General features: G+C 59.7%; 23 protein-coding genes. 9 read left to right on the forward strand and 14 right to left on the reverse strand.

What is annotated here, in order from left to right:
* Positions 1-1254, reverse strand: coding sequence for a M23 family metallopeptidase (locus C7T36_RS12170; RefSeq protein WP_084702532.1), 1254 nt, complete (start codon positions 1252-1254; stop codon positions 1-3).
* Positions 1255-1424: 170 nt separating this feature from the next.
* Here C7T36_RS12170 and C7T36_RS12175 point away from each other — a divergent pair, with 170 nt between their 5' ends.
* Positions 1425-2051, forward strand: coding sequence for a DUF5701 family protein (locus C7T36_RS12175; protein ID WP_033233743.1), 627 nt, complete (start codon positions 1425-1427; stop codon positions 2049-2051).
* A gap of 118 nt (positions 2052-2169) precedes the next feature.
* Positions 2170-2460 carry a hypothetical protein gene (locus tag C7T36_RS12180; protein ID WP_233366256.1) on the forward strand — a complete coding sequence of 97 codons (291 nt, stop codon included), beginning with the start codon at positions 2170-2172 and terminating at the stop codon, positions 2458-2460.
* On the opposite strand, the gene C7T36_RS12185 is transcribed toward C7T36_RS12180, so the two are convergent.
* The 6 genes from C7T36_RS12185 to C7T36_RS12210 form a co-directional block, all read right to left on the reverse strand.
* The gene (locus C7T36_RS12185; protein WP_033233745.1) at positions 2461-3159 is read right to left on the reverse strand and encodes an IclR family transcriptional regulator; all 699 of its coding nucleotides are present in this window, start codon (positions 3157-3159) and stop codon (positions 2461-2463) included.
* 47 nt (positions 3160-3206) lie between these two features.
* The gene (locus tag C7T36_RS12190; protein ID WP_045065648.1) at positions 3207-4568 is read right to left on the reverse strand and encodes an MFS transporter; all 1362 of its coding nucleotides are present in this window, start codon (positions 4566-4568) and stop codon (positions 3207-3209) included.
* A 50-nt stretch (positions 4569-4618) separates the two neighbouring features.
* Entirely contained in the window at positions 4619-5563 is a 945-nt protein-coding gene (locus C7T36_RS12195) for a 3-carboxyethylcatechol 2,3-dioxygenase (protein WP_033233746.1), read from the reverse strand.
* Complete coding sequence (locus C7T36_RS12200) at positions 5560-6426, reverse strand: alpha/beta fold hydrolase (RefSeq protein ID WP_045065649.1); 867 nt, start codon at positions 6424-6426, stop codon at positions 5560-5562. Before C7T36_RS12200 ends, C7T36_RS12195 begins: the two co-directional genes overlap by 4 nt.
* A gap of 38 nt (positions 6427-6464) precedes the next feature.
* The gene (locus C7T36_RS12205; RefSeq protein ID WP_045065652.1) at positions 6465-8189 is read right to left on the reverse strand and encodes a bifunctional 3-(3-hydroxy-phenyl)propionate/3-hydroxycinnamic acid hydroxylase; all 1725 of its coding nucleotides are present in this window, start codon (positions 8187-8189) and stop codon (positions 6465-6467) included.
* A 271-nt stretch (positions 8190-8460) separates the two neighbouring features.
* The gene (locus tag C7T36_RS12210; protein WP_045065654.1) at positions 8461-9309 is read right to left on the reverse strand and encodes a fumarylacetoacetate hydrolase family protein; all 849 of its coding nucleotides are present in this window, start codon (positions 9307-9309) and stop codon (positions 8461-8463) included.
* A gap of 160 nt (positions 9310-9469) precedes the next feature.
* Here C7T36_RS12210 and C7T36_RS12215 point away from each other — a divergent pair, with 160 nt between their 5' ends.
* Together C7T36_RS12215 and C7T36_RS12220 are read left to right on the forward strand one after the other, a co-directional pair.
* Positions 9470-10453 (forward strand): alpha/beta fold hydrolase, encoded by a 984-nt coding sequence (locus C7T36_RS12215; protein ID WP_052683409.1) that lies wholly within the window; start codon positions 9470-9472, stop codon positions 10451-10453.
* 85 nt (positions 10454-10538) lie between these two features.
* Positions 10539-11852, forward strand: a complete 1314-nt coding sequence (locus C7T36_RS12220) for a YhgE/Pip domain-containing protein (protein WP_045066781.1) — start codon at positions 10539-10541, stop codon at positions 11850-11852.
* Between the two features lie 14 nt (positions 11853-11866).
* Here C7T36_RS12220 and C7T36_RS12225 read toward each other — a convergent pair whose 3' ends face one another.
* The 3 genes from C7T36_RS12225 to C7T36_RS12235 all read right to left on the reverse strand — a co-directional run bounded on the left by C7T36_RS12225 (position 11867) and on the right by C7T36_RS12235 (position 14317).
* Positions 11867-13132, reverse strand: a complete 1266-nt coding sequence (locus C7T36_RS12225; RefSeq protein WP_045065656.1) for an RNA polymerase sigma factor — start codon at positions 13130-13132, stop codon at positions 11867-11869.
* A gap of 3 nt (positions 13133-13135) precedes the next feature.
* Positions 13136-13564, reverse strand: a complete 429-nt coding sequence (locus tag C7T36_RS12230) for a YciI family protein (RefSeq protein ID WP_033233750.1) — start codon at positions 13562-13564, stop codon at positions 13136-13138.
* 159 nt (positions 13565-13723) lie between these two features.
* A complete protein-coding gene (locus C7T36_RS12235; protein ID WP_045065660.1) occupies positions 13724-14317 on the reverse strand; it encodes a hypothetical protein in 594 nt (197 codons plus the stop codon).
* A 92-nt stretch (positions 14318-14409) separates the two neighbouring features.
* Here C7T36_RS12235 and C7T36_RS12240 point away from each other — a divergent pair, with 92 nt between their 5' ends.
* On the forward strand, positions 14410-15381 hold the full coding sequence (locus C7T36_RS12240; protein ID WP_033233752.1) for an alpha/beta hydrolase: 972 nt from the start codon (positions 14410-14412) through the stop codon (positions 15379-15381).
* Between the two features lie 9 nt (positions 15382-15390).
* Positions 15391-16455: a helix-turn-helix domain-containing protein gene (locus tag C7T36_RS12245; RefSeq protein ID WP_239654649.1), complete on the forward strand. Its 1065-nt coding sequence runs from the start codon at positions 15391-15393 to the stop codon at positions 16453-16455.
* Between the two features lie 3 nt (positions 16456-16458).
* Here C7T36_RS12245 and C7T36_RS12250 read toward each other — a convergent pair whose 3' ends face one another.
* Positions 16459-17073 (reverse strand): TetR/AcrR family transcriptional regulator, encoded by a 615-nt coding sequence (locus C7T36_RS12250; protein ID WP_052683480.1) that lies wholly within the window; start codon positions 17071-17073, stop codon positions 16459-16461.
* A gap of 199 nt (positions 17074-17272) precedes the next feature.
* On the opposite strand from C7T36_RS12250, the gene C7T36_RS12255 reads away from it, so the two are divergent.
* On the forward strand, positions 17273-18502 hold the full coding sequence (locus tag C7T36_RS12255; protein WP_033233753.1) for an oxygenase MpaB family protein: 1230 nt from the start codon (positions 17273-17275) through the stop codon (positions 18500-18502).
* Between the two features lie 25 nt (positions 18503-18527).
* Entirely contained in the window at positions 18528-19130 is a 603-nt protein-coding gene (locus C7T36_RS12260) for a DUF4304 domain-containing protein (RefSeq protein ID WP_045065662.1), read from the forward strand.
* Between the two features lie 2 nt (positions 19131-19132).
* On the opposite strand, the gene C7T36_RS12265 is transcribed toward C7T36_RS12260, so the two are convergent.
* The 3 genes from C7T36_RS12265 to C7T36_RS12275 all read right to left on the reverse strand — a co-directional run bounded on the left by C7T36_RS12265 (position 19133) and on the right by C7T36_RS12275 (position 21708).
* Positions 19133-20290 carry a glutamate--cysteine ligase gene (locus C7T36_RS12265; protein WP_045065663.1) on the reverse strand — a complete coding sequence of 386 codons (1158 nt, stop codon included), beginning with the start codon at positions 20288-20290 and terminating at the stop codon, positions 19133-19135.
* Between the two features lie 56 nt (positions 20291-20346).
* A complete protein-coding gene (locus C7T36_RS12270; protein WP_045065664.1) occupies positions 20347-20616 on the reverse strand; it encodes a Rho termination factor N-terminal domain-containing protein in 270 nt (89 codons plus the stop codon).
* 177 nt (positions 20617-20793) lie between these two features.
* Positions 20794-21708 (reverse strand): LysR family transcriptional regulator, encoded by a 915-nt coding sequence (locus C7T36_RS12275; protein ID WP_052683411.1) that lies wholly within the window; start codon positions 21706-21708, stop codon positions 20794-20796.
* A 102-nt stretch (positions 21709-21810) separates the two neighbouring features.
* Here C7T36_RS12275 and C7T36_RS12280 point away from each other — a divergent pair, with 102 nt between their 5' ends.
* Complete coding sequence (locus C7T36_RS12280; RefSeq protein WP_033233756.1) at positions 21811-22434, forward strand: LysE family translocator; 624 nt, start codon at positions 21811-21813, stop codon at positions 22432-22434.
* The last annotated feature ends 62 nt before the right edge of the window (positions 22435-22496 follow it).

Below are 22496 nucleotides of genomic sequence, written 5' to 3' on the forward strand. Positions count from 1 at the left end.
TCAGCTCCCCTGTTCAACTACGTCGTATGTCATGACATCAAGCGTGAGCGGCATCTGATTGCTGCGCCGACCGGTGTCCACGCCCGTTGCGAACTGCGCCGCGGCACCGGAATCCGTGACCGAATCGAGGTTGTCCTGGTTCATGATTCGGTTTGTCAGATCGAAAGAACGTATCTCGAACGGAAGTCCGTTCGACGCCAGAGGATCCGGTCCGTCCATGATGTGGAAATGCAGATGCGGGGCGTCGGTGTTACCGGAGTTACCCAACTTGCCCAACGATTGACCCGCCGTCAGATTGTCACCGACCTCGAGCGGGATACTTCCTCTCTGCAGGTGAGCGTAGAAGGCGTATCGACCGTTTCCGAGATCCTGAACAACATGATTACCACCGAATTGATCGAGCGTGAGCCCGACGGGATCAGCGCCAGGAGTCTGTTCCGGAAGGTCATTCACCATCGAAACAATCTTGCCCTCCGCTACGGAAAAAACATCGCTGCCGTAGTAGGGATAACTGTTGACGGACGTCCGATCTCCATTGAACATCTTTCCCTCGGACGTCAGTTGAACGTAGTCGATGGCAAATCGCTCCGGAGCAAAAAGCTGTCCGTTGAGGGGACTGACGGCACCACGGTGAGCTGTCAGACCACAACAACCGTTTCCGTTCAACCAGTTCTCACCGTTCAGCGGCGGATCGATCACTACCGCAGACTGTGTCGATACCGTGGTCCGAGCCACGATCTCCGTCATCTCTGCCGGGAGAAGCGGCGGATTCGGGGTGGCCACCGCCACCGAAATTCGATGTGCGACAACCTCGGGAACCTCTGAGCTGGACGGTACCGTCACGTCTATCCAGGCCAAGGCCGATTGGCCGGGGCCCAGAGTCTCCGTCGGCCTCGTAGCGCCGAATACCCTGATCCACGGCAGAAGCCCGTCGGAAATCGAACTCTGCAACGGAACTCCGTTCGACACCGGCTCGATACTCCGCAAGGTAAGCGGCTGCGCGAGGGTATTCGTGAGGAACAGCTCGTACGCGAGGTGTACCTCTCCGTCAGTGGCGGTTACCGGAATCGGAGCGGCAAGGGTAGCGGCAGTCAATGGGGTGAGCACTGGTTCGGCTGAGTTGGAGCCGGGAGCAGAAGTGAGCGAAGAATCCGAAGGAGTCGTCTGCGAATTCTGCGTCGTGGAGCACGAGACAACCATCGCCGCGGCAAGAAAAACTAATGCAATACTGTTCTTTCCACTCGGACTTGCCATTTCAGGAATGTTAGACCTGAACCAGTCAGGTTGCGATAAATGCGCTCGATATTTACCGTATCGAATTCAATCCTTGGATAAGCGCATTTATGCATACCCACTAGGACTTCATTTATTCGTCTTGACGGCATTTTCTCGAGGTGGCGCAAGATTCGCTACCATCGGGGACCGTGCTCCCACCTCTAGATCAGCAGGCTGAACGACTCATAGCTCTCGGCATCGGCGACATCGCCGGGATATCCCCCGCTGCGATACGTGCAGCAGCAACGTCCCGCGCCGAGAACTCTCTGCTTACCATCCACGAAAAGTATGCTCCCGCTTCATCGTTGGCCCACCTTCTCGAACGCCAGGGCAAACATGGCTTTGTTGTCACCGACATGACCGATGTAGATCAGTTCACTCCCACCGAGCACGCAGTGCCCCCGGACAATCCCGTGTATCTACTCGAGGACCTCGACCGAGGCGACGCAATGTCCAACTGGAGTCCGGACGAAGCACTACCCGCAATCCTCGAAGCCGGGCGCACGCCGTTGACGCTCACCGAGGGTATCCACTGGCTGCTCCAATGCCCGGACGTTCTCGAACGTGGCCACTGCTTCATGACCATCGGCTCACGCTTGCGCAAACCCAACGGCGCACTGGATACGCGTACCCCCGCGCTGTGGATCAGCAACGGGACCGGGCGCGACGGTAAGGACAATCGCAACGCCCCCAAGGTCGGCTGGTGCTGGGCCGGCAACCGCCACACCTGGTTGGGATTTGCGTCGGCGAACACCCGAATTCCGATCAACGCATAGATCCACGGAGACCGGGTAGACAGCAGTACCGACTGCTCGCCTACCCAGTCCAGTGGAGTACACGATGTTTCTCAGTGACCAGTCTCTTCGTAACCGCACCCATCGCTTCGGGACAGCAATGTCGGCCTCATCGCTGCAGTGGCCACCACCGACGCCGGCGCAACGCACTGCGCGCTGGGGCGAAAGATCGGAGATGCTCGGCGCCCTGTCGGTACTCGTGTTCTGGGCTTTCGGCGTCGGCATCGTGCTCGGTGCGGGCGCCATCGTCATGGGAGTGTTCACCTTGCGCCGCCTTGGCCGGGATCCGAGTAGCACGCTGCCGGGAGATGCCGTCGTCGGCCTGATCACCGGCATCATCGGGCTTGCCCTGAGCGCATCGTTCTTCGTGGGAATACTGCCGCACTTGTAGCTAGTGTGTTGTGCCGCTGATCTTTTCAGCAGCCTCCATCAGTTCGCGCACTGCGCCGCGGGCCAGATCCTCGGACGCGGTAATCAACGTCAGGCAACCGGCCGGCTCATTGGCCGGCTGTGTCAACGGCACGCCGAGACCCCAGTATCCCGGCTCGACTTCGCCGTAACTGACGACGTAGCCGTCCCGGCGGGCATCGGTGACTCGACTCGATTCCCCGGGGACGGGCGGCTGCCCGGCCAACAACGCATAGCCTGCGGCGCCGCGGTCGATAGGGTGGCGACCACCCTCACGGAACGACACCCAGTACCGAGCATTCTTCGGCTCGACGACGGCGACGGCCACAGCTTCGGAGCCCTCCGCGACAAACAGCGCAACACTCGCGCCCAAGGAATTCGCGAGCCGACGCAACAACGGTGTCGCCTCGTCCCGAAGGCCGGCGTACAAGTCCCGAGCGAGCGCCGCCAATCCACCCCCGGCCCGGTACTTGCCGTCCGCACCGCGCTTGATGAGGCGGAAGTCAGCCACAGTGGTGAGCAACCGCGACGCAATGGTCCGGTGAACACCCAGGGCGTCGGCAACTTCCTGAATTGTCATTCCATCGGGAGTGGTGGCAACCAATTCGAGGGCCTGCAATCCCCTCGCCAGTGTTTGCGAGCCCGGTTGTTTGCCGGACGACCCATTCGATTCTGAAGCCACGCCCTTGACTCTATTCTCTCGGGGCTTGACGCCGGATCGGCACATCCTCAAGCAGTGGCTGCGGCGGCCAGGTCCTCTTCCCGTCTCGCCTCCGGAGTCTCCGGATTCTCACTGCGGCCGCGGTAGGTCGCGTCGAGAAGCAACGTCGCGATTCCGGCGATCACCAACACCCCACCGAACATCATGTAGACGCTCTTCGGAGTCCAGCCACCATCGAGCAGGTAGCCGGTCAGAATCGGAGCGATAATCGAGACCGTGCGACCGCACCCGATCATCCAGCCCACACCGGTGCCCCGGGCTGCCGCCGGGTAGATGGGCGGGCTGATCGCGTAGAAACCGGTGATGCCGCCATTGGCAAAAATGCCGACCAGTACCGCGAGCGTCAAAGCCAGGGCGACGATGTGGAATCCGGAGGCGTAACCGATGAACGCAAATACTCCACCGAACATCAAGAGAACTGTCACAACTCTCGGCCGCAACACGATCGACAGGCCCGCAAAAATGATCGATCCGATGACACCACCGACGTTGACGAGCACACCGGCAGTGACGCCCATGTTCGAATCCCCCGTTGCATCGGACAGCAACTTCGGCGTCCAGGTATTGGCGAAGTAGAACGACGCGATCAAGCATGAGTACCCGAGCCAGAGGAAAACCGTGCGACGCAGCATGATTCCCTTGAAAAGGCCGTCCCGCACAACACGTTCGGTCTTTCGAATCGGAACGGGCAGTTCCGACGACTGCTCGTAGCCGAGCCGATCCGCGATCTCGTTGTACCGCTCCAGTGCCCCGACCGGCCGCTTCTCGATGAGGAACTCGATGGATTCCGGCAGGGTCTTGATCACGACAACCAGCATGATTGCGGTGATGATCGTGCCGAAGATGAACGCCGACCGCCAGTCGAACACGGAAATCAGGACGCCGGAAATCGCGCCACCCACGGCTCCACCGAGGGGGTAGCCGACACCATAGATTCCCAGTGCGGTACCACGACGCTTGTCCGAACTGAACTCCGATACAAGAACATTCAGGTTCGCGACCAGTCCGCCGATCCCCAAGCCGGCAAACGCACGGAATGCGATGAGCTGGGGAACGTTGACGGCGCAGGCAGACAACGCCATTCCGACGGTGATACCGACGAGACACCAGATCGCAAGCCGGCGCCTACCGATCTTGTCCGCCAATGGGGAGATGAAAATTGCACCCAGAGCCGTGCCGATGATGCCGGCACTGAGCAGGTAGCCGATCTCGACGGAGCTGATGTCCCAGGACTTTCCGAGGTGAGGCGCTACGAACGCCATGACCAGGATCTCGAAACCGTCGATCATGCTGAGGATCAGACAGATCGCGATTGTCGAAATCTGATATCGGCGCATCGGTTGCGTCCGAATCGCTTCACGAACATCCATCGAGGTCTACTTTCATAAGATGGGAGGGGGCTTCCCCCGAGTAGCAAGAATCAGATATCCCGCAGAATCGCGGTCGTGACGGCAAAGCCGGAGATGTATTCCTTGATCGGCCGGTAGAACTCGTAGGCGATCTCGTATTCACCGCAGGCCCGTAGGGCAGAGTAGGCAGCCACCCAGTTGCGCACCTCATGCGAGGAGTGCCCGGCTACCGCATCCATGTCGTCTGCGGTGTAGCGATCGAAATCCTCGATCCGCCCGGACGCGCACACGTCGAGAAATCCTCTGTCCCACTCCGGATTCAGATCCATGATGTCGGCCTCGTCCGCCGCGAACTTGACGGCCGTGTCGATGACTCGCTGTTGCCTGGCCGCACGCGCCTGCGGCGTCGGATTCCGGCCGTCGGTCAGCATCTTGCGCTGAGCCTCGTCGGCGGTGGCGATCTGCGGAACCGGCGGATCATGTGACAGCCCACCGGAACCGATGAACAGCACCTTCTTGTCGGAATTCTTGAAATACGCGCCGACGGCCTCGCCGAACTTACGCACGCGGGCAACCTTCACGAACGGCCTGGCAACCGAATTGACGAAGACTGGGATCAGCGGTTTGGACGCTACGTCTCCGTAGATGATCTCCATCGGTTGCACCGCACCGTGATCGACCTCCATCTGACGTGAAATCGCAATGTCGAGCCCCTGATCCATCACGAACTGCGCCAAGTCCTCGGCCATAGCTTCCGGCACGTTCAGTTCACCGGCAAACGAGTCGTAATCGCCACTGCCCTTTGCCTTGTAGCCGATGCAGAACGGCGGCATCAGATCGTAGAAGAATCCGTTGTAGTGATCGGGTCCGAAGTTAACGATCACATCGGGATCGAAATTGTGAACAAATGCGCGGGCCTGGTCGAACGCTGCTTCCACCGATGCTTTGACATCGGCCGGCGGGTCGAGGTGGTGCAACAGTGGGCTGTGCGACATGCACAGCAAAGCCTGCTTCATGACCGACTCACACCCCGAGCGGAAAGATACTGCGTGATAACGGTATTGAACTCTTCTGCCCGCTCGACCTGTGACCAGTGGCCACACTGGCTGAAGATATGCACGTCGGCATTCGGGATGACGTTGAGTAACTCCCACGTACGCGAGACGGGGATCACCACGTCCTGGACACCGTGGATCAGCAGAACCGGAACATCCAAACGAGAGAGCACATCGAAATCGAGCGGTAGTTCGGTGCGGTCACGGTCTCGGGCTGCGACCACCTCGGCGAGGCGATCCGAGGCCGTATCGTTGAGCGCGGATTGGTAGCGCAGGGACACCAATTCGTCAGTGACAAGCGACTTGTCGACAACAAAGAGTTCGAGGGTCTTGCGAATGCCGGCTTCAGTCAGGTTCGGGTTGGAGTGACCGGCCAGGGCGCCCGTCAACTTTGCGCCGCCCGTGCCCATCGAGACGATCCCCAGAAGGCGTTCCGGGAAATCGATGGCAAACTGGAATGCAAGCCAACCACCGAGGGAGTTTCCGACAATCCACGTCTTCTCGATGCCGAGGGCGTCGAGAACGCGCACCGCGTGGCGAACCCATTCCTTGATGCCGTACTCGGTGTTCGGAGCAACAACGCTCTGCCCGTAGCCGATGGAATCGATTGCGATGCATCGACCCTGCTCGCTGAGAACCGGAAGATTGAGCCACCAGTTGGCGGCGGCGGTGACGCCGGTGCCCGAACCGTGCAGGAACAGGATCGGGGTACCTTCGCCCAGTTCGTGGTAGTGGGTGAGTTCACCGTCTGCGGTCTCGATCCACTTGTCTTCGAGGCCGAAGAAATCGTCGGTGATGTACGCGGGAATCTCGGTTGTAGTCATATATCTGGCTTTCTCGTAAGAGTGTGTGTGGCGGATGGTTAGAGCGCGACCGGCACTGCGACTGCGTCCGCGACAGCGCCGGCCGGCGTGAACTTCATTGCGGCCAGGATCGCGTCCAACGTCGCCGGGGCATGCTGCGTCAGGCAGGCGCCGGCAACAAAACGGTCCGGGCGAAGGAAGACCAAGGGAGTGGGACGGTCGTCGAACCACTTCTTGAGTCGGCCGGTGTGATCGCCGAGGACCATAACGTCCGGATCCATGTGCTTCTGAGCCCATTCGCGCTGGGTCTCCGGAACTACCGCAACAAGGCGGGCACCGAGTAGAGACAACTTGTCGAGCGAATCCTGTGGGAGCACGTCCTTGGGGCTGTTGCCCCACACGATTACCGACCACCAGTTGCCGATCGCGTCGTCGAGCAGTTGGTCCGACGCATCCCGCGAGTTCACACGCGGCTGCGGGAACTGGACGCCAACCGGTGAGTTCTTGACGTTGGCGGTCAGCACCGGGATGAGCTTGCTCGTGAGTTTCGCTGCTGCACTTCCCGATTCCCGAGTGTTCGGGTCGGCCAGCACTCCCCTGGTGTAGCGCGGCATCGGCTTGAAGCGCATGTCCGCGAAGTAGCTCTTGACCTGAGGGAAGAGATTGAGCACCGACGACGCAGCGTCGCGGAGTACAGCACCGACCGGATTGGTGATCTTGATGAGCCGTCCGAACGTCAGCGACAGATCCACCATTGCCTGGGCGTGATCCTTGCGCTCCGACGTATAGGTATCGAGCAGTGCGTCGTCCGCCTGACCGGAAAGTACGGCGGCCAACTTCCACCCAAGATTGGTTGCGTCGCGCATACCCGAATTCCAGCCCTGACCCATCCACACCGGCATCAGGTGCGCGGCGTCGCCCGCGATCAATTGGCGGCCCTTGCGGAAGTCGGAAGCGACGCGGCCGTGATGGGTGAAGACGCGTCGTCGAATGAAATCGAGTTCCGCCGGGTTGGGAACATGATCTGCCAGAAGAGCATTCACGTAGTCGGGGTCAGTGACCTGCTCTTCGGTTTCGTCGTCGTGCAGCATGAATTCCCAGCGCCGAACCGCGTGGGGTAGACCGATGGACACGTACGGACGCTTCGGATCGGCACCCAGGAACACGTTGGGTGTTCCCAGCGGATCGTTGTTGACGTCCACGACAAGCCAACGTGTAGAAGGTGATTCACCCTCGAAGCTGACACCGAGACGCTTGCGGGTCGGAGACTTACCACCTTCACACCCCACCAGGTACTGCGCACTGAATCGCCGTTCTTCGATGGTTCCGTCGGGGCGAGAAACCAACGCGATAGCGGTAACCGACTGGCCATCTTCTTCGACGTTCTCGACGCGATGACCGAACAACACCTGAACGTTCCCGAACCGGGACAGTCCCTCATACAGCGCCTTGTCGGCTTCCGGCTGGATGAAGCCGTGCTTACGTTCCCAGCCGAATTCCACGGTCTGCGGGTTGTTGACCAGCATGACCTTTCCGGCACCGTTGACCAGACGCATGATGTGCTGCGGATTTGTGTGCGGACGGATCGCATCCACCAGGCCCACCGTCTGAATGGTGCGGAACGACTCGTCGTCGAGTCCCACACCACGCGGGTAGTCGATCAGCGTATCCATGGCCTCGAGCACGGTGACCTGCTTGCCGTACATGCCGAGGATGTTCGCCAACATCAGGCCGGCGGGACCGGCGCCGACGATGAGTACTTCGGTGTCCTGAGTGGTTTTCATGGCTTCCTATCTGTGCTAATGCAACTATCGCGTGCCTTAGCGCACTATATGCACGATGCGTCTATTAGAAACCACGAAGCGGGGTACGTCAATGAGCTTTTGTGACCGGGGCCGCATTTGGTGCCCGATGGGATCGCTCAGACAGAATGGCGCGGCATCAAAACTGCAGCTAGAGCATGGTTTGCCGGCCTTCTCCATATGCCCGAGACACAAAATGGCCGCGCCGGAGGTTGTTCACCTCCGGCGCGGCCATTGCGCAGATCTGAAGCCTCTAGACGACCCTGAGATCGAAGGTATGCCGCATCTCGCCGATACCTTCCACGTATGTCTTCAGCGTGTCACCCGCTCCGAGCAGCACCTTCGGGTTGCGGCTGAAGCCGACACCTGCCGGCGTACCGGTGAAGATCGCGTCGCCCGGCAGAAGAGGCACGATGCGGGACAGGTACTCGATAACTTCCGGAATCGTGAAGATCATGTCGCTGGTGCGACTCTTCTGCATCAAGGTGCCGTTGATCGAGCATCCCAGCTCGAGGTCATCCGGATTCTCGAATTCATCGGGTGAGACCAAGACCGGCCCCATCGGACTGAAACCTGGGAACGACTTCGCCAGACCGAACTGCTGCGGCGCGGTACCTCGCCACTGTGTGTGCCGTTCGGACAGATCCTGGCCCACGGTCAGTCCTGCTACATGACCCCATGCATCCGCGGCACTCACGTTCTCCGCCCGCCTACCGATCACCGCGACAAGTTCGGTCTCGAAATCGACAGCGCCCTCCGGCAACAGAATCTTGCCGTGTGGACCGGTCACCGACGCCGGAAACTTCCCGAATACCACCGGTATCTCGGGGATCTCCAGGCCGGACTCCACTGCATGGTCCCGGTAGTTCAAGCCGATCGCAAAGATCTGTGGCGGCAACGGCACCGGGCTTCCCAACGCCGAGTTGTCGATCTTCACTCCAGGAGCGCCCTCGAACTCACTCGCCCACTGCACGAACTCATCCCACCGCGAGTAAAGACTTTGCACGTCCGAGGAGAAGGTCCCGTTGCTGGCAATCTCGATATCAACAGCACCGGCGTCCATTCCAAGACAGGCCCGGCCCGATAAGTTGTAAATACGCATAGAGAACTACCTTTCGAAGAATAGTGACAAACGCCGAGGCGCACATTTCCCGAACCTAACGGCGATCTCAAGCACAGCTCCCGACAAGTCGGCAATTAGACAGCCCACAGCTTGGGTACCCCTGACCTTGCGCACCCTGCCGGCCGGGAGGAGCAACACCATGAAACTCAACTCGCGAATCGTGGCGTCACTTGCAGCTTGCACATTGTTCTTGGGCGGATGCTCGGATTCGCCCAGTACGGATGTCAGTACAGCTACTGGTACTCCTGGAAACGGCGACTTCGCTGGACTGGTGGACATCGGTGACGGCCGCAGCATGTATTTGACCTGCAAGGGGACCGGATCGCCCACGGTCGTGTTCGTGTCCGGTCGAACCGATCGCGCAGATGTCTGGAAAACCGTCGCAGATCCGAATCCGACCGAAACTGCAGTTTTCGACGGCGTGGCCGAGACGACCCGGGTGTGCGCTTACGACCGCCCCGGAACTGTCACCATCACCGGCGAGCAAGTAGACGCAAGCCGTTCCACTCCGGTCCCCCAGCCCACTACCGCCGAAGACGGAATGCGCGACCTTCACGCTTTGCTGAGTGCGGCCGACGTTCCCGGCCCCTATGTCCTGGTCGCTCACTCCTGGGGTGGCTTGATCGCTCGGCTCTATGCCGACACCTATCCGACCGACGTCGACGGCCTGGTGCTCGTCGATACCCTCACCGAACTTCTCTACGACGGCCTGACTCCACAAGAGCAGCAGTGGTGGCTCACGCTCAACAGCAATTACTCTCCTGATCTCGAACCGTACAACCAGGAGAAGAGCAGTTTGGAACCCAGCTTCCAATCACTACGCGACGCAGGCGATCCTCCTCCGATGCCCGTTGGGATCCTTGTCTCCGATCAACCGTTCGACCTTGAACCACTCTCGGCTGCAGGTGAATTGCCACCAGGGATACCTGTCGATTTCGGTCCGACGATATTCGCGGCCCACATTGCCGGACAGCAGGCTCTGGCCGAACGGCTACACGCACACCTCGATCTGGACACCGATGCCGGCCATTACGTCCACACCGAGCAGCCCGCACTCACGACCGATGCAATCGACGAAGTTGTTGATGCTGCTCGAACAAATCCGGATCAGTGGTTTTCCTGAAGAACGTCAAGGACGGCAGCACCACACCTTTGCCTCTACGCTCAGTCACACACTGTCCGCGCACGAGAAAGCCGGTCGACTGACGATGAGCACACACGACACGCCATCCGCCCGTTCAGTTCCGCACACACCGCGATTCTGGCTGGCACCGGTGATCGTTGTGCTGTTGCTGATGTCGGCGCTCGCTGCGCTGTATATGGGCGGAATCCTCGACCCCAAGAAGCATCTGGACGAGTTCCCGATCGCTCTGGTGAACGAAGATGTCGGCGGTACCTTGCCCGGAAGCGATCCCGCTGCAGTCGAGAACTTCGGAAACGACATCGCCGCCGCGCTCGAAGACGGGATCGATCCCGAGAAAATCGACTTACAGCAGCTCAGTCTCATCGAATCGCAATCACGACTCAGCTCCGGGACGCTCTACGGCTCCATCGTCATCCCCCGCGACTTCACCCAGCAGACAATAGCTCTGGCGCAGGGAAGCGTCGCCGCCACAGAGGTGCAACAACCGATCATCACCATCTACACCAATCCACGAGCCGGTTCCATCTCCGCGTCGCTGGTGCAGTCGATCGGGACAACTGCCCTGGAGCCGGTCAACAAGAACATGGGTGAGCAACTCACCACGCTTGTCACACAACAATTGCAGGCAGGTGGTACCGGAATGCAGCTGTCCGGCGCCAGTCGACTTCTCCTCGAAAATCCGGTGAATGTTCTTACGGTCGCGCATGATCCGCTTCCCGACGGTACAGGATTCGGTCTTGTCGCTTTCTATTTCGCCCTACTGCTGGTCCTCGCCGGATTCACCGGAGCGACAGTCGTCAATTCCCTGGTAGACGGAATGCTCGGCTACGCACCCACCGAGTTCGGTCCCCTGTTCGTACAGAACGACGTAGTCGGGATCAATAGATTTCAAACACTTCTCATAAAATGGGGCTTCATGATCGTGCTGTCCGGTGTGGTGTCCGGACTGTTCCAGTTGATCAGCCGCACCCTCGGAATGCCTGTCACACAAGGCTTTGCCTTGTGGGCATACGGCACCCTCGTGATCATCGCGGTCGGAGTCACCGCCATGTCGGTGATGGCGGCGTTCGGCTCGCTCGGCATGCTGATCAACCTGTTCGTCTTTGTCATCCTCGCCCTGCCATCGTCCGGTGGCACGATTCCGCTCGAAGCAAGCCCCGGCCTCTACTCCTGGCTTGCGCAGTTCGAACCGATGCACCAGATCTACATGGGCACCCGCGCAATCCTGTTCTTCGGCGCCCACGGCGACGCCGGCCTGACCCACGCAATCTGGATGACGTTGCTCGGCCTGGCAATCGGACTGGTGCTCGGATTTGTTGTCACACGCCTCTACGATCGGAAAGGCTACGAACGAACCCATCGCGCAAAAACAGCCTGAAGCAGTTCCCGCGCTCAGGTTTGCCGGTCACGAAGTGCGTCCGCCTTGGCGATGAGCACCGCCTTCTCACGTTCGTTTCCGGCCAAACGAGCGGCCTCGAGCAGTTCGGTACGAGCCTCCTCGGTTCGCCCGAGCCTGCCGAGCAACTCACCCCGAACACTGGGCAGCAGGTGATATCCGGCAAGTTCACCGGAAGCAACAAGCTTGTCGACGAACTCGAGAGCAGGCGCCGGACCGTATGCCATCGATACCGCTGCAGCATGGTTGAGATCCACGACCGGCGATGGGGCAAGCTGTTGCAGCGCCTCGTACAACAGCACGATCTTCTTCCAGTCCGTTTCTTCGAAAGTTGCTGCTCGTGCATGACATTCGGCAATCCCGGCCTGCAGTCCGTAAGGCCCTCGACCACGCCCGACGTCGTCCGCCCTTGCCAAAGCAACCAGACCGCGGGTGATCTGGGTCCGATCCCACCGCGCCCGATCCTGATCCGACAGCAATATCGGTTCACCGTCGGCGGTGGTGCGTGCGCCAAATCGTGACGCCGACAGCTCCATCAACGCCACGAGACCGTGCGCTTCCGGTTCCCGCGGAACAAGTTCCGCAAGAATTCTCGTCAGCCGCAATGCTTCACTGCTGAGGTCGGTCCGCATCCATTCGGTTCCCGAACTGGCGGCATAGCCCTCGTTGAAAATCAGATACAGCACGCCGAGAACAGCGCTCAACCGACTCGGGAACTCATCCCGCGGAGGCACTTCGAAGACCACCTTGGCCGCCGTCAGGGTCTTCTTCGCACGAACTATCCGCTGCTGCATCGTTGCGGTCGGCACGAGAAACGCCTTTGCGATTTCCTCCGTCGTCAAGCCTCCGACCACGCGAAGAGTCAATGCCACCTGAGCTTTTCGATTCAAGACCGGATGACAGGCCATGAAAATCAACCGAAGAACATCATCGTCGATGCGATCCGGATCCCAACCGTCTTCGTCGAACCGATTCGCATCGTTCTCGAGCTCACGCGCAAAGTGCGCGTATCGCTCGTCGAGGCGTTCTCGTCGACGCCACCCGTCGATGGCGCGCCGCGTGGCGACGGAGGTCAGCCATGCTGCCGGATTGCGGGGAATGCCCGTGGCAGGCCACTGCTCGATCGCTTCGAGCAGTGCCTGCCCCGCAACATCTTCGGCAAGATCCAAATCGCCGACAGTACGAGTGAGTGCGGCGACGATCTTCGCGCCGTCAATGCGCCACACCGCATCGACGGCGTTCCTCACCGCATCATCAGTCACGACTCAGCTCGAGACAGGGCGATCAGTACCCAACTCTTCACGCCAGCCGGCTTCCTTCTGGATGTACTCGTTGCTCTGGTCGAAATCTTCCATCTCCGAAACGCGGCGAACCTCGAGCTTGCTGCCCGGTCCAAGGGGGCAGCGCTTGGCCCACTCCAGGGCCTCGTCCTTGGTGGAGGTCTGAAGGATCCAGAAGCCCGAGAACAGCTCCTTGGTCTCGCCGTACGGACCGTCGGACACGAGCGGCGGATCGGATTCGAAATCGACGATGAATCCCTCCTCCATCGCCAGGCCCTCACCTGCGAGGAGGACTCCCGCCTTGATCAGGGACTCGTTGTACTGGCCCATCGCGGCGATAATTTCGTCGAAATCCATGTCCTTCGACGCTTCGATGGCTTCGTCGGTGGACCGCATGATCAGCATGTACTTCATGGGAATCTCCTTCGTTTGTGGACCGCTCATTCGGTCCCTCTGTCTACACGTCGAACGGCAAAGACGCCGATCGACAAACTTCCGAAACTAATTTTCGAAGGACAAGTCCGCCGGTCGAATACGTTGCCCACGGTATCGGCAGAAGGGTCGTCGGGCAGCTCAGAAGTCGAGAAATCCCGGCACGACTTCATTGGCGAGCCCGGTCGCGTCAGCGCTCCCGTAGAAATACACTGAGCCGTAGCCAAACAGGTATTCCTCCACGAACTCGGATTGCGGCTCGGCAACCACCGGCCACCCCTCTTCATTGATCTGGAACAGGAAGCGATGCCCGTCCGCCTCGACGGCATCGGCATAGGACGGTTCATTTTGTATGAGTACCGGTTGCGGCGCGATCAGTACCAACGGCATCACCTCGTCGTCTGCGGGAACTTGAATCAAGGCGGCGCTCCCCAACCCACTATGTCTTCCGGCTGATGCCGCACTACGAGCGGACGGCGGATGCAATACTGCCCGAACCCCGATGCCCGGGTATTCGAGGTCGTCGTCGCCGATGGAGAAGCCGCGACGGACGAATACCGAAAGCTCTCGGTCACCGAGCCACGGCGCCGTATGTGCCGCAAGCGTCAGAAGATACTCGTGCGTCTGCAGAATCGGCTGTCCGTCAAAAACCTGGGGCGGGTGTCCACCGATCCTGGCCCCGACTTCCGAATCGCTCGAATCGACCACGAGATGTAGTGTGCCCACCAGCGTCATCCTAGGATGATCCGACGGGCGTCGGATGAAGGTCCGACAATTCCCTACAAGCCGCTGGTGACGTGAGACACACCGCACTCGATGATGGGTGCATGACATCATTCCCCACTCTCGACCCCGAACTCGCCGCAGCGGTCACTATGCTCCCAAAGGTCACCTTCGCCGACCTACCCGCTGCACGGGCAAACTTCGAGTCCCTAATTGGCACCATGTTGGCTGACCTGTCGTTCGACGGAGTCACGCTTCGCGAACTATCTGCTCCCGGAATCGACGACGATCCCGAGGTCGCCATTCGCTTCTTCACTCCGGCTGCCGCCACAGGTCCGATCCCCGTACTTCTCTGGATCCACGGCGGCGGATTCGCCATCGGCACAGCCGAATCCACTGATCCATTTTGCGTTGAGGTTGCGCGAGAACTCGGATTTGCCGTCGCCAATGTCGAGTACCGACTCGCCCCGGAAACCCCCTTCCCCGGCCCCGTGAACGACTGCTACGCCGCGCTCGCCTACATCCACGCACACGCCGAAGAACTGGGAATCGATCCCAGCCGCATCGCCGTCGGTGGCCAGAGCGCCGGCGGTGGACTTGCCGCCGGAACAGTGCTGAAAGCCCGAGATGAAGGCGTTGTGCCCGTCGCATTTCAACTTCTCGAGATCCCAGAACTCGACGACCGGCTGACAACGGTGTCGATGACAAACTTCGTCGACACTCCGCTGTGGAACCGCCCAAACGCGATCCTTTCGTGGCAGTACTACCTCGGCGAATCGTATTCGGGGCCCGAAGATCCGAACGTCTCGATCTACGCCGCTCCGGCCCGCGCCACCGATCTCCGAGGATTGCCCCCGACCTACCTGTGCACTATGGAGCTCGACCCACTCCGTGACGAAGGAATCGAGTACGCCCTTCGCCTACTCCAGGCGGGTGTCAGCGTCGAACTCCACTCCTTTCCCGGCACCTTTCACGGTTCTGGTCTCGTCACAACTGCAGAGGTAACCAAACGAAGCAGCGCCGAGGCGTTCAGCGCACTGCAGCGAGGCTTGCGCGCGTTGTCACCAGTCTCGTAGCTTTGCAAGATGCAAGGATTGATGTACCGGCTTGCCGAGCTCGACGCAAACTCGGCAGGCCTGGTACGAGTCATCGACTACTTCGATGCCCTCGTGCGGCACGGTGCCGACACAGCATCGCTTCTCCGCGCAAGCGCCCAGTTGGCGGACTGTGTTGCGGGCATCGAGATTGCCGAACACGGCCGAAGCAAGAAGAATCTACGCCGTTGTGACCCTCACGGCCGTTGGTCACCCGAACCCCAGCTCACGCCAAGCATCATCAGAGACATCACCGTCGACGACGAGGTTCTCGGTACGGTATGGATCGAGCGGCCCGGTGCGAACTTGCCGCTCGACGAGATGCTCGTCGACCGGATGGCACTGACCGCCGCGATCATCTTGCGGCCCCGACGCTTACTGACCGAAGCCGAACACACTCACAATCTGCTTTTCCCGATGGACGAACTAGCGGTACTGACCTCATGTGCGGGTCTCGGCCTCGACCCCGCCGCTTCAGTGCGTACCATCGTGTCTACCACCAATGAGATTGCGCGCCTACAATTCTCGAAGGATTCGACGCCGGGTCGAGCTACCGGAATCGAAGTGGGCGGCGAATACCTGAATCTTGTGACTGGTTCATTCATCTCGTTGGCAGAATTCTCCGAAATCGCAAAAGTGATGCCTGTCCGCGCCGGAATATCTTTGGCTGCTGCCGCTTGCGAAATACACACACTCATCGGCACGGCGCGATTCGCCCGCAGTCAATCATCGGCCACCACACCGATTGTGAACGCAGACGATCTCGGCGCTCTCAACCTCCTGGCACCGGGCACAAAGATCGATCACACCCGAATTCCGGACCTGGTTCGCGCCAGAGAGTTTCGCGAAACCAAGGACGGGACCGAACTGCTGGAAACACTGAGAATGTACCTGCGATCCGGCACACTGAGAGCCGCGGCCGACTGCCTGCACCTTCACCACAGCAGCGTCGCTCACCGCTTGGCGAAGCTTTCCCACCACATCGGATTCCATGTCGACACCATCGAAAATCGTGCTCGTGCAACAGCAATGATGATGCTGCTCGACGCCATGTAGATGCTAATGACCCTCTTCAGAACACTGCGTTTTGATCATCGGCACGAGGAATTGCCGTGCTAGTGCCTCCATCTGCGCATCGTCATGAAGGTTGACGGCCTCGCTGGGAATCATCAGAAAGGAAGCCGTCACTCGGACGAACATCTCGGCCACGAGATCAACATCCACCTCGTCCGCGATAGTGCCCGCGCCCTGTTCCCTGTGGAGTTGCGAAGCAACGAACTGCCGCACCATTGCGAGCGTTCGTCCGTTATCACCGACGATCGATCCATGTACGTGCGGGCCGGCGTCGATGAGCGCCGAGATCAGTGCATTGTTGGAAATCGCACGCAGCGAGCTCACGAACCCCAGAACTATTCGATCATCCACCGTCTCCGCGAGCTCGATATCAACGAGAAATTGTTCGAAGTATGTGCGGAACTCCCGGAGAACAACCTGCTCGACGAGCGAATCCTTGGTGGCAAATTTCCGGTAGACGGTGATTCGGGACAGGTTGGCGGAGCGGGCCACGTCCTCCATCGACGTGCGCTGAATTCCCACTTTGCAGAACTGTTCGTGGGCCGCATCGAGTAGCCGGATACGAGAGCGATCTTCCTTGCCTGGAGCTTCGCCTGCCATCACACTCCCGAGGGACGTAATCGATTCCAAGGCAGACGAATTGGGATCCTTGCGGGTCACATGCACTCCTTCTTGCCACGAGGGTGCGCAGGTGGAAAATCAGACAAAACACTTGTGGCGCCCATCACGCTATGCTACCAATGATACGGAGATACATGATTTGTTTCATTGCTTCATCGGACTAACCGGGAGTAACGACATGGACGATCTCAGTAGGCGCAATGTGTTGAGAGTTGGCGGCACACTCGGAGCACTCGGCGCACTCAGCGCGCTCGCAGCACCAGCCAGTGCGCAGCCGTGGCACTGGTCACCAGCGGGTTCGGTGCCAGGAACCGGGAACGGTGCAGATCCGAGACAAACATGGGACACCCAAGCGGACCCGCTCGTGGCATCTCTCCTCGACCGAGGTGACGTTCCAAAGGTCAACGAACTCTTGCGTACCTGGAAGAAGAACGGTCAGCCGCTGCCAGCGGGACTTCCGTCCGACCTCCGCGAATTCATGGAACAAGCGCGGCAGCTACCGTCGTGGACCGATCAGAACAAGCTCGCGGCGGCCGTGCGATTCAATGAGAAACGAGGTCTCTACCTCGGTGTTCTCTATGGCTTCGCCAGCGGAATGATGAGCACTGTCATCCCCAAAGAGGCCTTGGCAGTGTATTACTCCAAAGGCGGAGCGAACATGAAGAACCGCATCTCGAAAACCGCAAAGTTGGGATACGACATCGGTTCTCGCAACGCATTTCAGGCTGACGGCGAGATGATTGTCACCTCCGTCAAGACCAGACTGGTGCATGCCGCGGTGCGGCACCTGCTGCCTCAATCTCCGCACTGGACGCACATGGCGCCGGAGGACGTTCCGATCAGTCAGCACGACATGATGGTCACCTGGCACAGTTTGCCGACTACCGCCATGCGAAACCTGAACGCGTGGAACGTGAAAGTCCCCACCGACGAGTCCGACGGATTTCTGCATTCGTGGCAACTGAGCGCTCATCTTCTCGGTATCGAGGATCAGTACATTCCCGCGACGTGGAACGACGCGGAATCTCAAGCCACACAAGTGCTGGACCCGATCTTGGCTCCCACCCCCGAGGGAATCAAGCTCGCCGACATTCTTCTCGATCTGGGTGCGGGCCTCGATTTCACACTTCTCACTCGGCCCATCCTCGGCGCGTTGACTCGCTTCATGCTGGGCAACGAAATAGCCAACTGGCTCAATATTCCGCGCGAACCCGTGTGGAGCACCCTCCTGGAAACGGCATGGGGTCCATTCGTGAAGGTACGGGAAGGGCTCCTTCCCGTACCCCTTGCACCACATGCCTACTGGACCTTCGACGAACTACTCCGACAGTTCGTTCTGCTCTACATGTCCGAACTTCGACCGATCAGCATCGAGATTCCCGAGTTCAACAACCCGAATTACCGCTGACAGGACAATCTGCCACCATGTTCGAATGGAGCAGCCAACGGCCGAGCAGTCATTTGCCGCACTCCTCGAAGTGAGTGCGGTTCCGCTTCTCAAGCAGCACGGGTTCCGGAAGCAGAAACTGACCTTCAGACGGGAGCGAGACGACGTTGTCGACGTCGTCAACCTGCAACGGTCCGCGGGAAACAGCTACGAATCGATACGTTTCTACATCAATTGTGGTGTCTACTCTCCGGGCTTCGATCGAATCCTCGGAAAGCCGGAAAACGAGCGCCCGGCCGAGGTGGACTGCCAGTACCGACGCCGGATCGAGAACATCGCCTCCGGCATCGGACCACACGTGACCGTCGACGCAGAGACCGATATCCCCGCGACTGCTGACATTGTGTGCGCCGCACTCACGAGCGCACTGGAGGTGATGTGCCAGCTTCGTGGACCAGATGATATCGTCCGATTTGCATTGTCGGATATAGACTTTGATGTATTTCGCTACCGGTTCGCGACAGGCGACAAAGCCGGTGCGGATGAGCAATACCAACGAGCGCGCTACCAGTTCGGCGCAGAGCCTCGCTGGCAGCGCCTCGACGACCTGTTTCGACAAGCGTCCGCCCGCACAGTCGGTGCCGATTGACACTACGACGGCGACAGCGCGATATCCGTCTGCCGATCACACCCTTCCGCGGTGCGACGAGCGCATTCGTTGATCACCTCGGTGATGCCGGACCGTGCCAGCGTGCGGCGTTGCACCATTGCCCCGTTACCCTGCTCGAAGACTTTCTCCAGTGAGGCAGTAACCCGCTCGAGCTCGCCGAACTCGGCCAGCATCGGCGCAACGTAATCCAGCAGTCGCCGAACCAGCTGACGCGTGGGCACCAGACGCACGGTATCCATGTCGAGAGCTCGACCGGCAATTCCATCCCGGGCGGCCCGCCAGCACGCCGCACGCAATACCTCCTGATCGATGATCGGGGCCGGGCTGCCCGTCGCGATCTCTTTCATCACGGTGACAACAAGCGCGTGTACCAGCGTGGCATACGTGATCGTCTCGTCGACTGTGGCTGGAATGTCACTGATCCGAATCTCCACGGTAGGAAGATGATCCGAGACCCGAACATCCCAATAGACCATGTGGGGGTCCAGAATGACACCCGCCTCGAGCATCGTGGCGATTGCGGCGTCGTAGTGATTCACGGACTCGAAGTGCGGCGGCGGCCCGCAGCTCGGCCATCGCCCGTACATGATGTAACGCCAACTGGCATAGCCAGTATCGATGCCGGCACTGATCGGCGAGTTCGCAGTCAACGCCAAGAGCGTCGGTAACCACGGACGCAGATGGTTGATGATCCGAACGGCTTGTTTGCGGTCCTCCACACCGACATGCACATGGCAGCCACACATCACTCCCGCAGTAAGAGCGCCGAATTCACCGGCCATGCGTTGATATCTCGAGGTGTCAGTGGTCTCGTTGGGCGGTGGATCGTAGAACGGTGTTCCCACTGCCAGCAGCTGGCATCCGTCGTGTGCGGCAGCGTCTGCTGCAGCGAAGCGCAGTTCACGCAGTTGATCCCGAAGGTCGCGGATATGACCCCCGATCGATGTGGCGGTCTCGACCTGGCAGCGAGTGAGCTCCAATTGAAGATCGACACCGAGGTCTCTTCCTGCGGCTGCAACTTCGGCATTGCGCAACCTCGGCTGTTTGGTCAGCGGGTCGCACAGGAGGAATTCCTCCTCCACGCCCAGAGTGGGCGTGTCTAGGACGGCAGATTGAGGCGGAACGGTCGTTTTTGCCATGGGGTCCTCGGCTTCGACAATTACAAACCACGAGTCTTCAACGGAAAGAGCGGAATTCAGTGGTTTCGAAGTTCGTCGATCAGTTCACTTTTCTTCATCTTCGAGTACCCATGCAGGTCCAGTTCCTTTGCTCGCGTCTTCAATTCATCCACGGTCCATTCTTCGTACGAAGTGGACCGACCGCCAGTTTTAGCGACGTTCGAACGACCACGATTCGCTGCTGCGTTGGAGATCCGCGCCGCCTTCTCCTTGGAATCTCCTTTCTCGCGCAATTTCTCGTAGAGATCCTGGTCTTTGAGTTGCGGTTGCGAGTCCCTACGAGCCATCTGTCCGTCCCTTCTTCTGCTGGAGGCATGCCTGTGTCTGAGTGAATCGCTGCACTATGTCGGACCTACCCGAAAGAGTGTTCGGCCAAACGGATATACGCGTAAGGATCGACTACCGGGGCTGCAAACTAGTCACGATACGTACACCAAAGCGCCTAGCAAACAAAGACTCTCGACCTAATCGCGCAGGCATGATCGTAACGCAGCCCCGACAACCGATATTGCGTTGTCGCCGACTTGAAGGGTACGCAGTGCGATACCGATCTTGCGGGCCGGCGGATCTTCGAGCTCGAGAACACGAACTTCGCCAGGCAATTCGGGACGGCCCAGACGGGGCACCAGTGCGAGCCCGAGACCCGCGGCTACGAACGGGACATGCAGCGCGAAGTCGGAAATTTCTGCGGTGATTCGTGGCCGATGACCATGCAGGGCGAACATGTGGATGAGCCATGAATGACAAATCGTGCCCGCGCCGGTGGACACCCAACTGTATGTCGCGAGGTCTTCGAGTCCAGGCGACTGGGCAAGTGAATGGTCTCGGTGGCAAATTACGTCGGCAACGTCGTCGACCAGATCGTCGGCAGTATTGTCGGCAAGGGGACTCACTGTGATCGCCGGATACACCGGCGCCTGCTGCCCTTGCCAATGATGTGTGACCGCAATGTCTACCATCCCGGCTGACAGGGCGTGATACGCCTCGCCTGGGTCCATCTCGGCGAGTGAACAGGTGAGCTGCGGGTGTAGATCCTGAACTTCGGCTATCGCCGTCAGCGCACCGTGCCGGATGGCGGTCGTAAATGCGGCGACACGCACATGGCCCGCAACTTGTGACTCACGACCGGACGAAACACCGAGAATGGCCTCTAACCGACTCAGCACCGGACCTGCCTCGTCGAGGAGCGCATGAGCCTCGGGCGTCAGAGCCACTCTGCGCCCCGTGGGCGTCAACAAGGATCGACCCGTCGCCTTTTCGAGTCGCTTGAGCTGCTGGCTGACCGCGGACGGACTCAGCCGCAGAACTGCAGCGGCAGCCGTCACTGTCCCATGCTCTTTGACCGACTGGAGCGCGCGCAGCGTGGCTAGTTCATCCATGAAGCAATCCTTCACGAAATAGTTCTCGAATATGCGATGGACGTGGACAGTGCTCACACCGGAAACTAGTCGAAGTCCACAAACGAGTACAGAGGAGAGAACATGCTGCCCATCGCGTCCGTAGTCGGGATCGGGCTCATCGCGCTGGGAATGGTGCTGACCCCCGGCCCGAACATGGTCTACCTCGCGTCGCGCTCCATCTCACAAGGCAGGCGCGCGGGATTGGTCTCGCTGGGCGGCGTCGCTCTGGGATTTGTCTTCTACCTGGGTGCATCCGCTGCAGGACTGTCCGCGCTGTTCGCGGCGGTCCCGGCCGCATATACGACCGTCAAACTCGTCGGCGCCGTCTACCTGGCATATCTCGCGTGGAACATGCTGCGACCAGGCGGGCGCTCACCGTTCGAGGCACGAGAACTCGACGCTCACTCCCCTTTCCGGTTGTTCGCCATGGGATTGGTGACAAACATCTTGAATCCCAAGATCGCGCTGATGTATGCGGCACTCGTCCCTCAGTTCGTGCACCCCGAAAACGGACCGGTGCTAGGTCAATTCCTCCAGTTGGGACTAGTTCAAATCACCGTTGCTGTGGCGATCAACGGAGCGATAGTTCTCGCTGCGTCATCGGTCTCCGAGTACCTTCGTCATCATCCTCGGGTCATGGCAGCCCAGCGCCTCGTCACCGGGGCACTTCTGAGTGCGTTTGCCGTCAAGGTTGCCGCAACATGAATCTGCGCTGTGGCAACTCACTTGAATTTCCAACAAAATGCCTTGGGGGGTGGCGAGCGGGG

It is taken from the genome of Rhodococcus sp. AD45-ID (assembly GCF_003023755.1).
GTDB lineage: Bacteria > Actinomycetota > Actinomycetes > Mycobacteriales > Mycobacteriaceae > Rhodococcus_F > Rhodococcus_F globerula.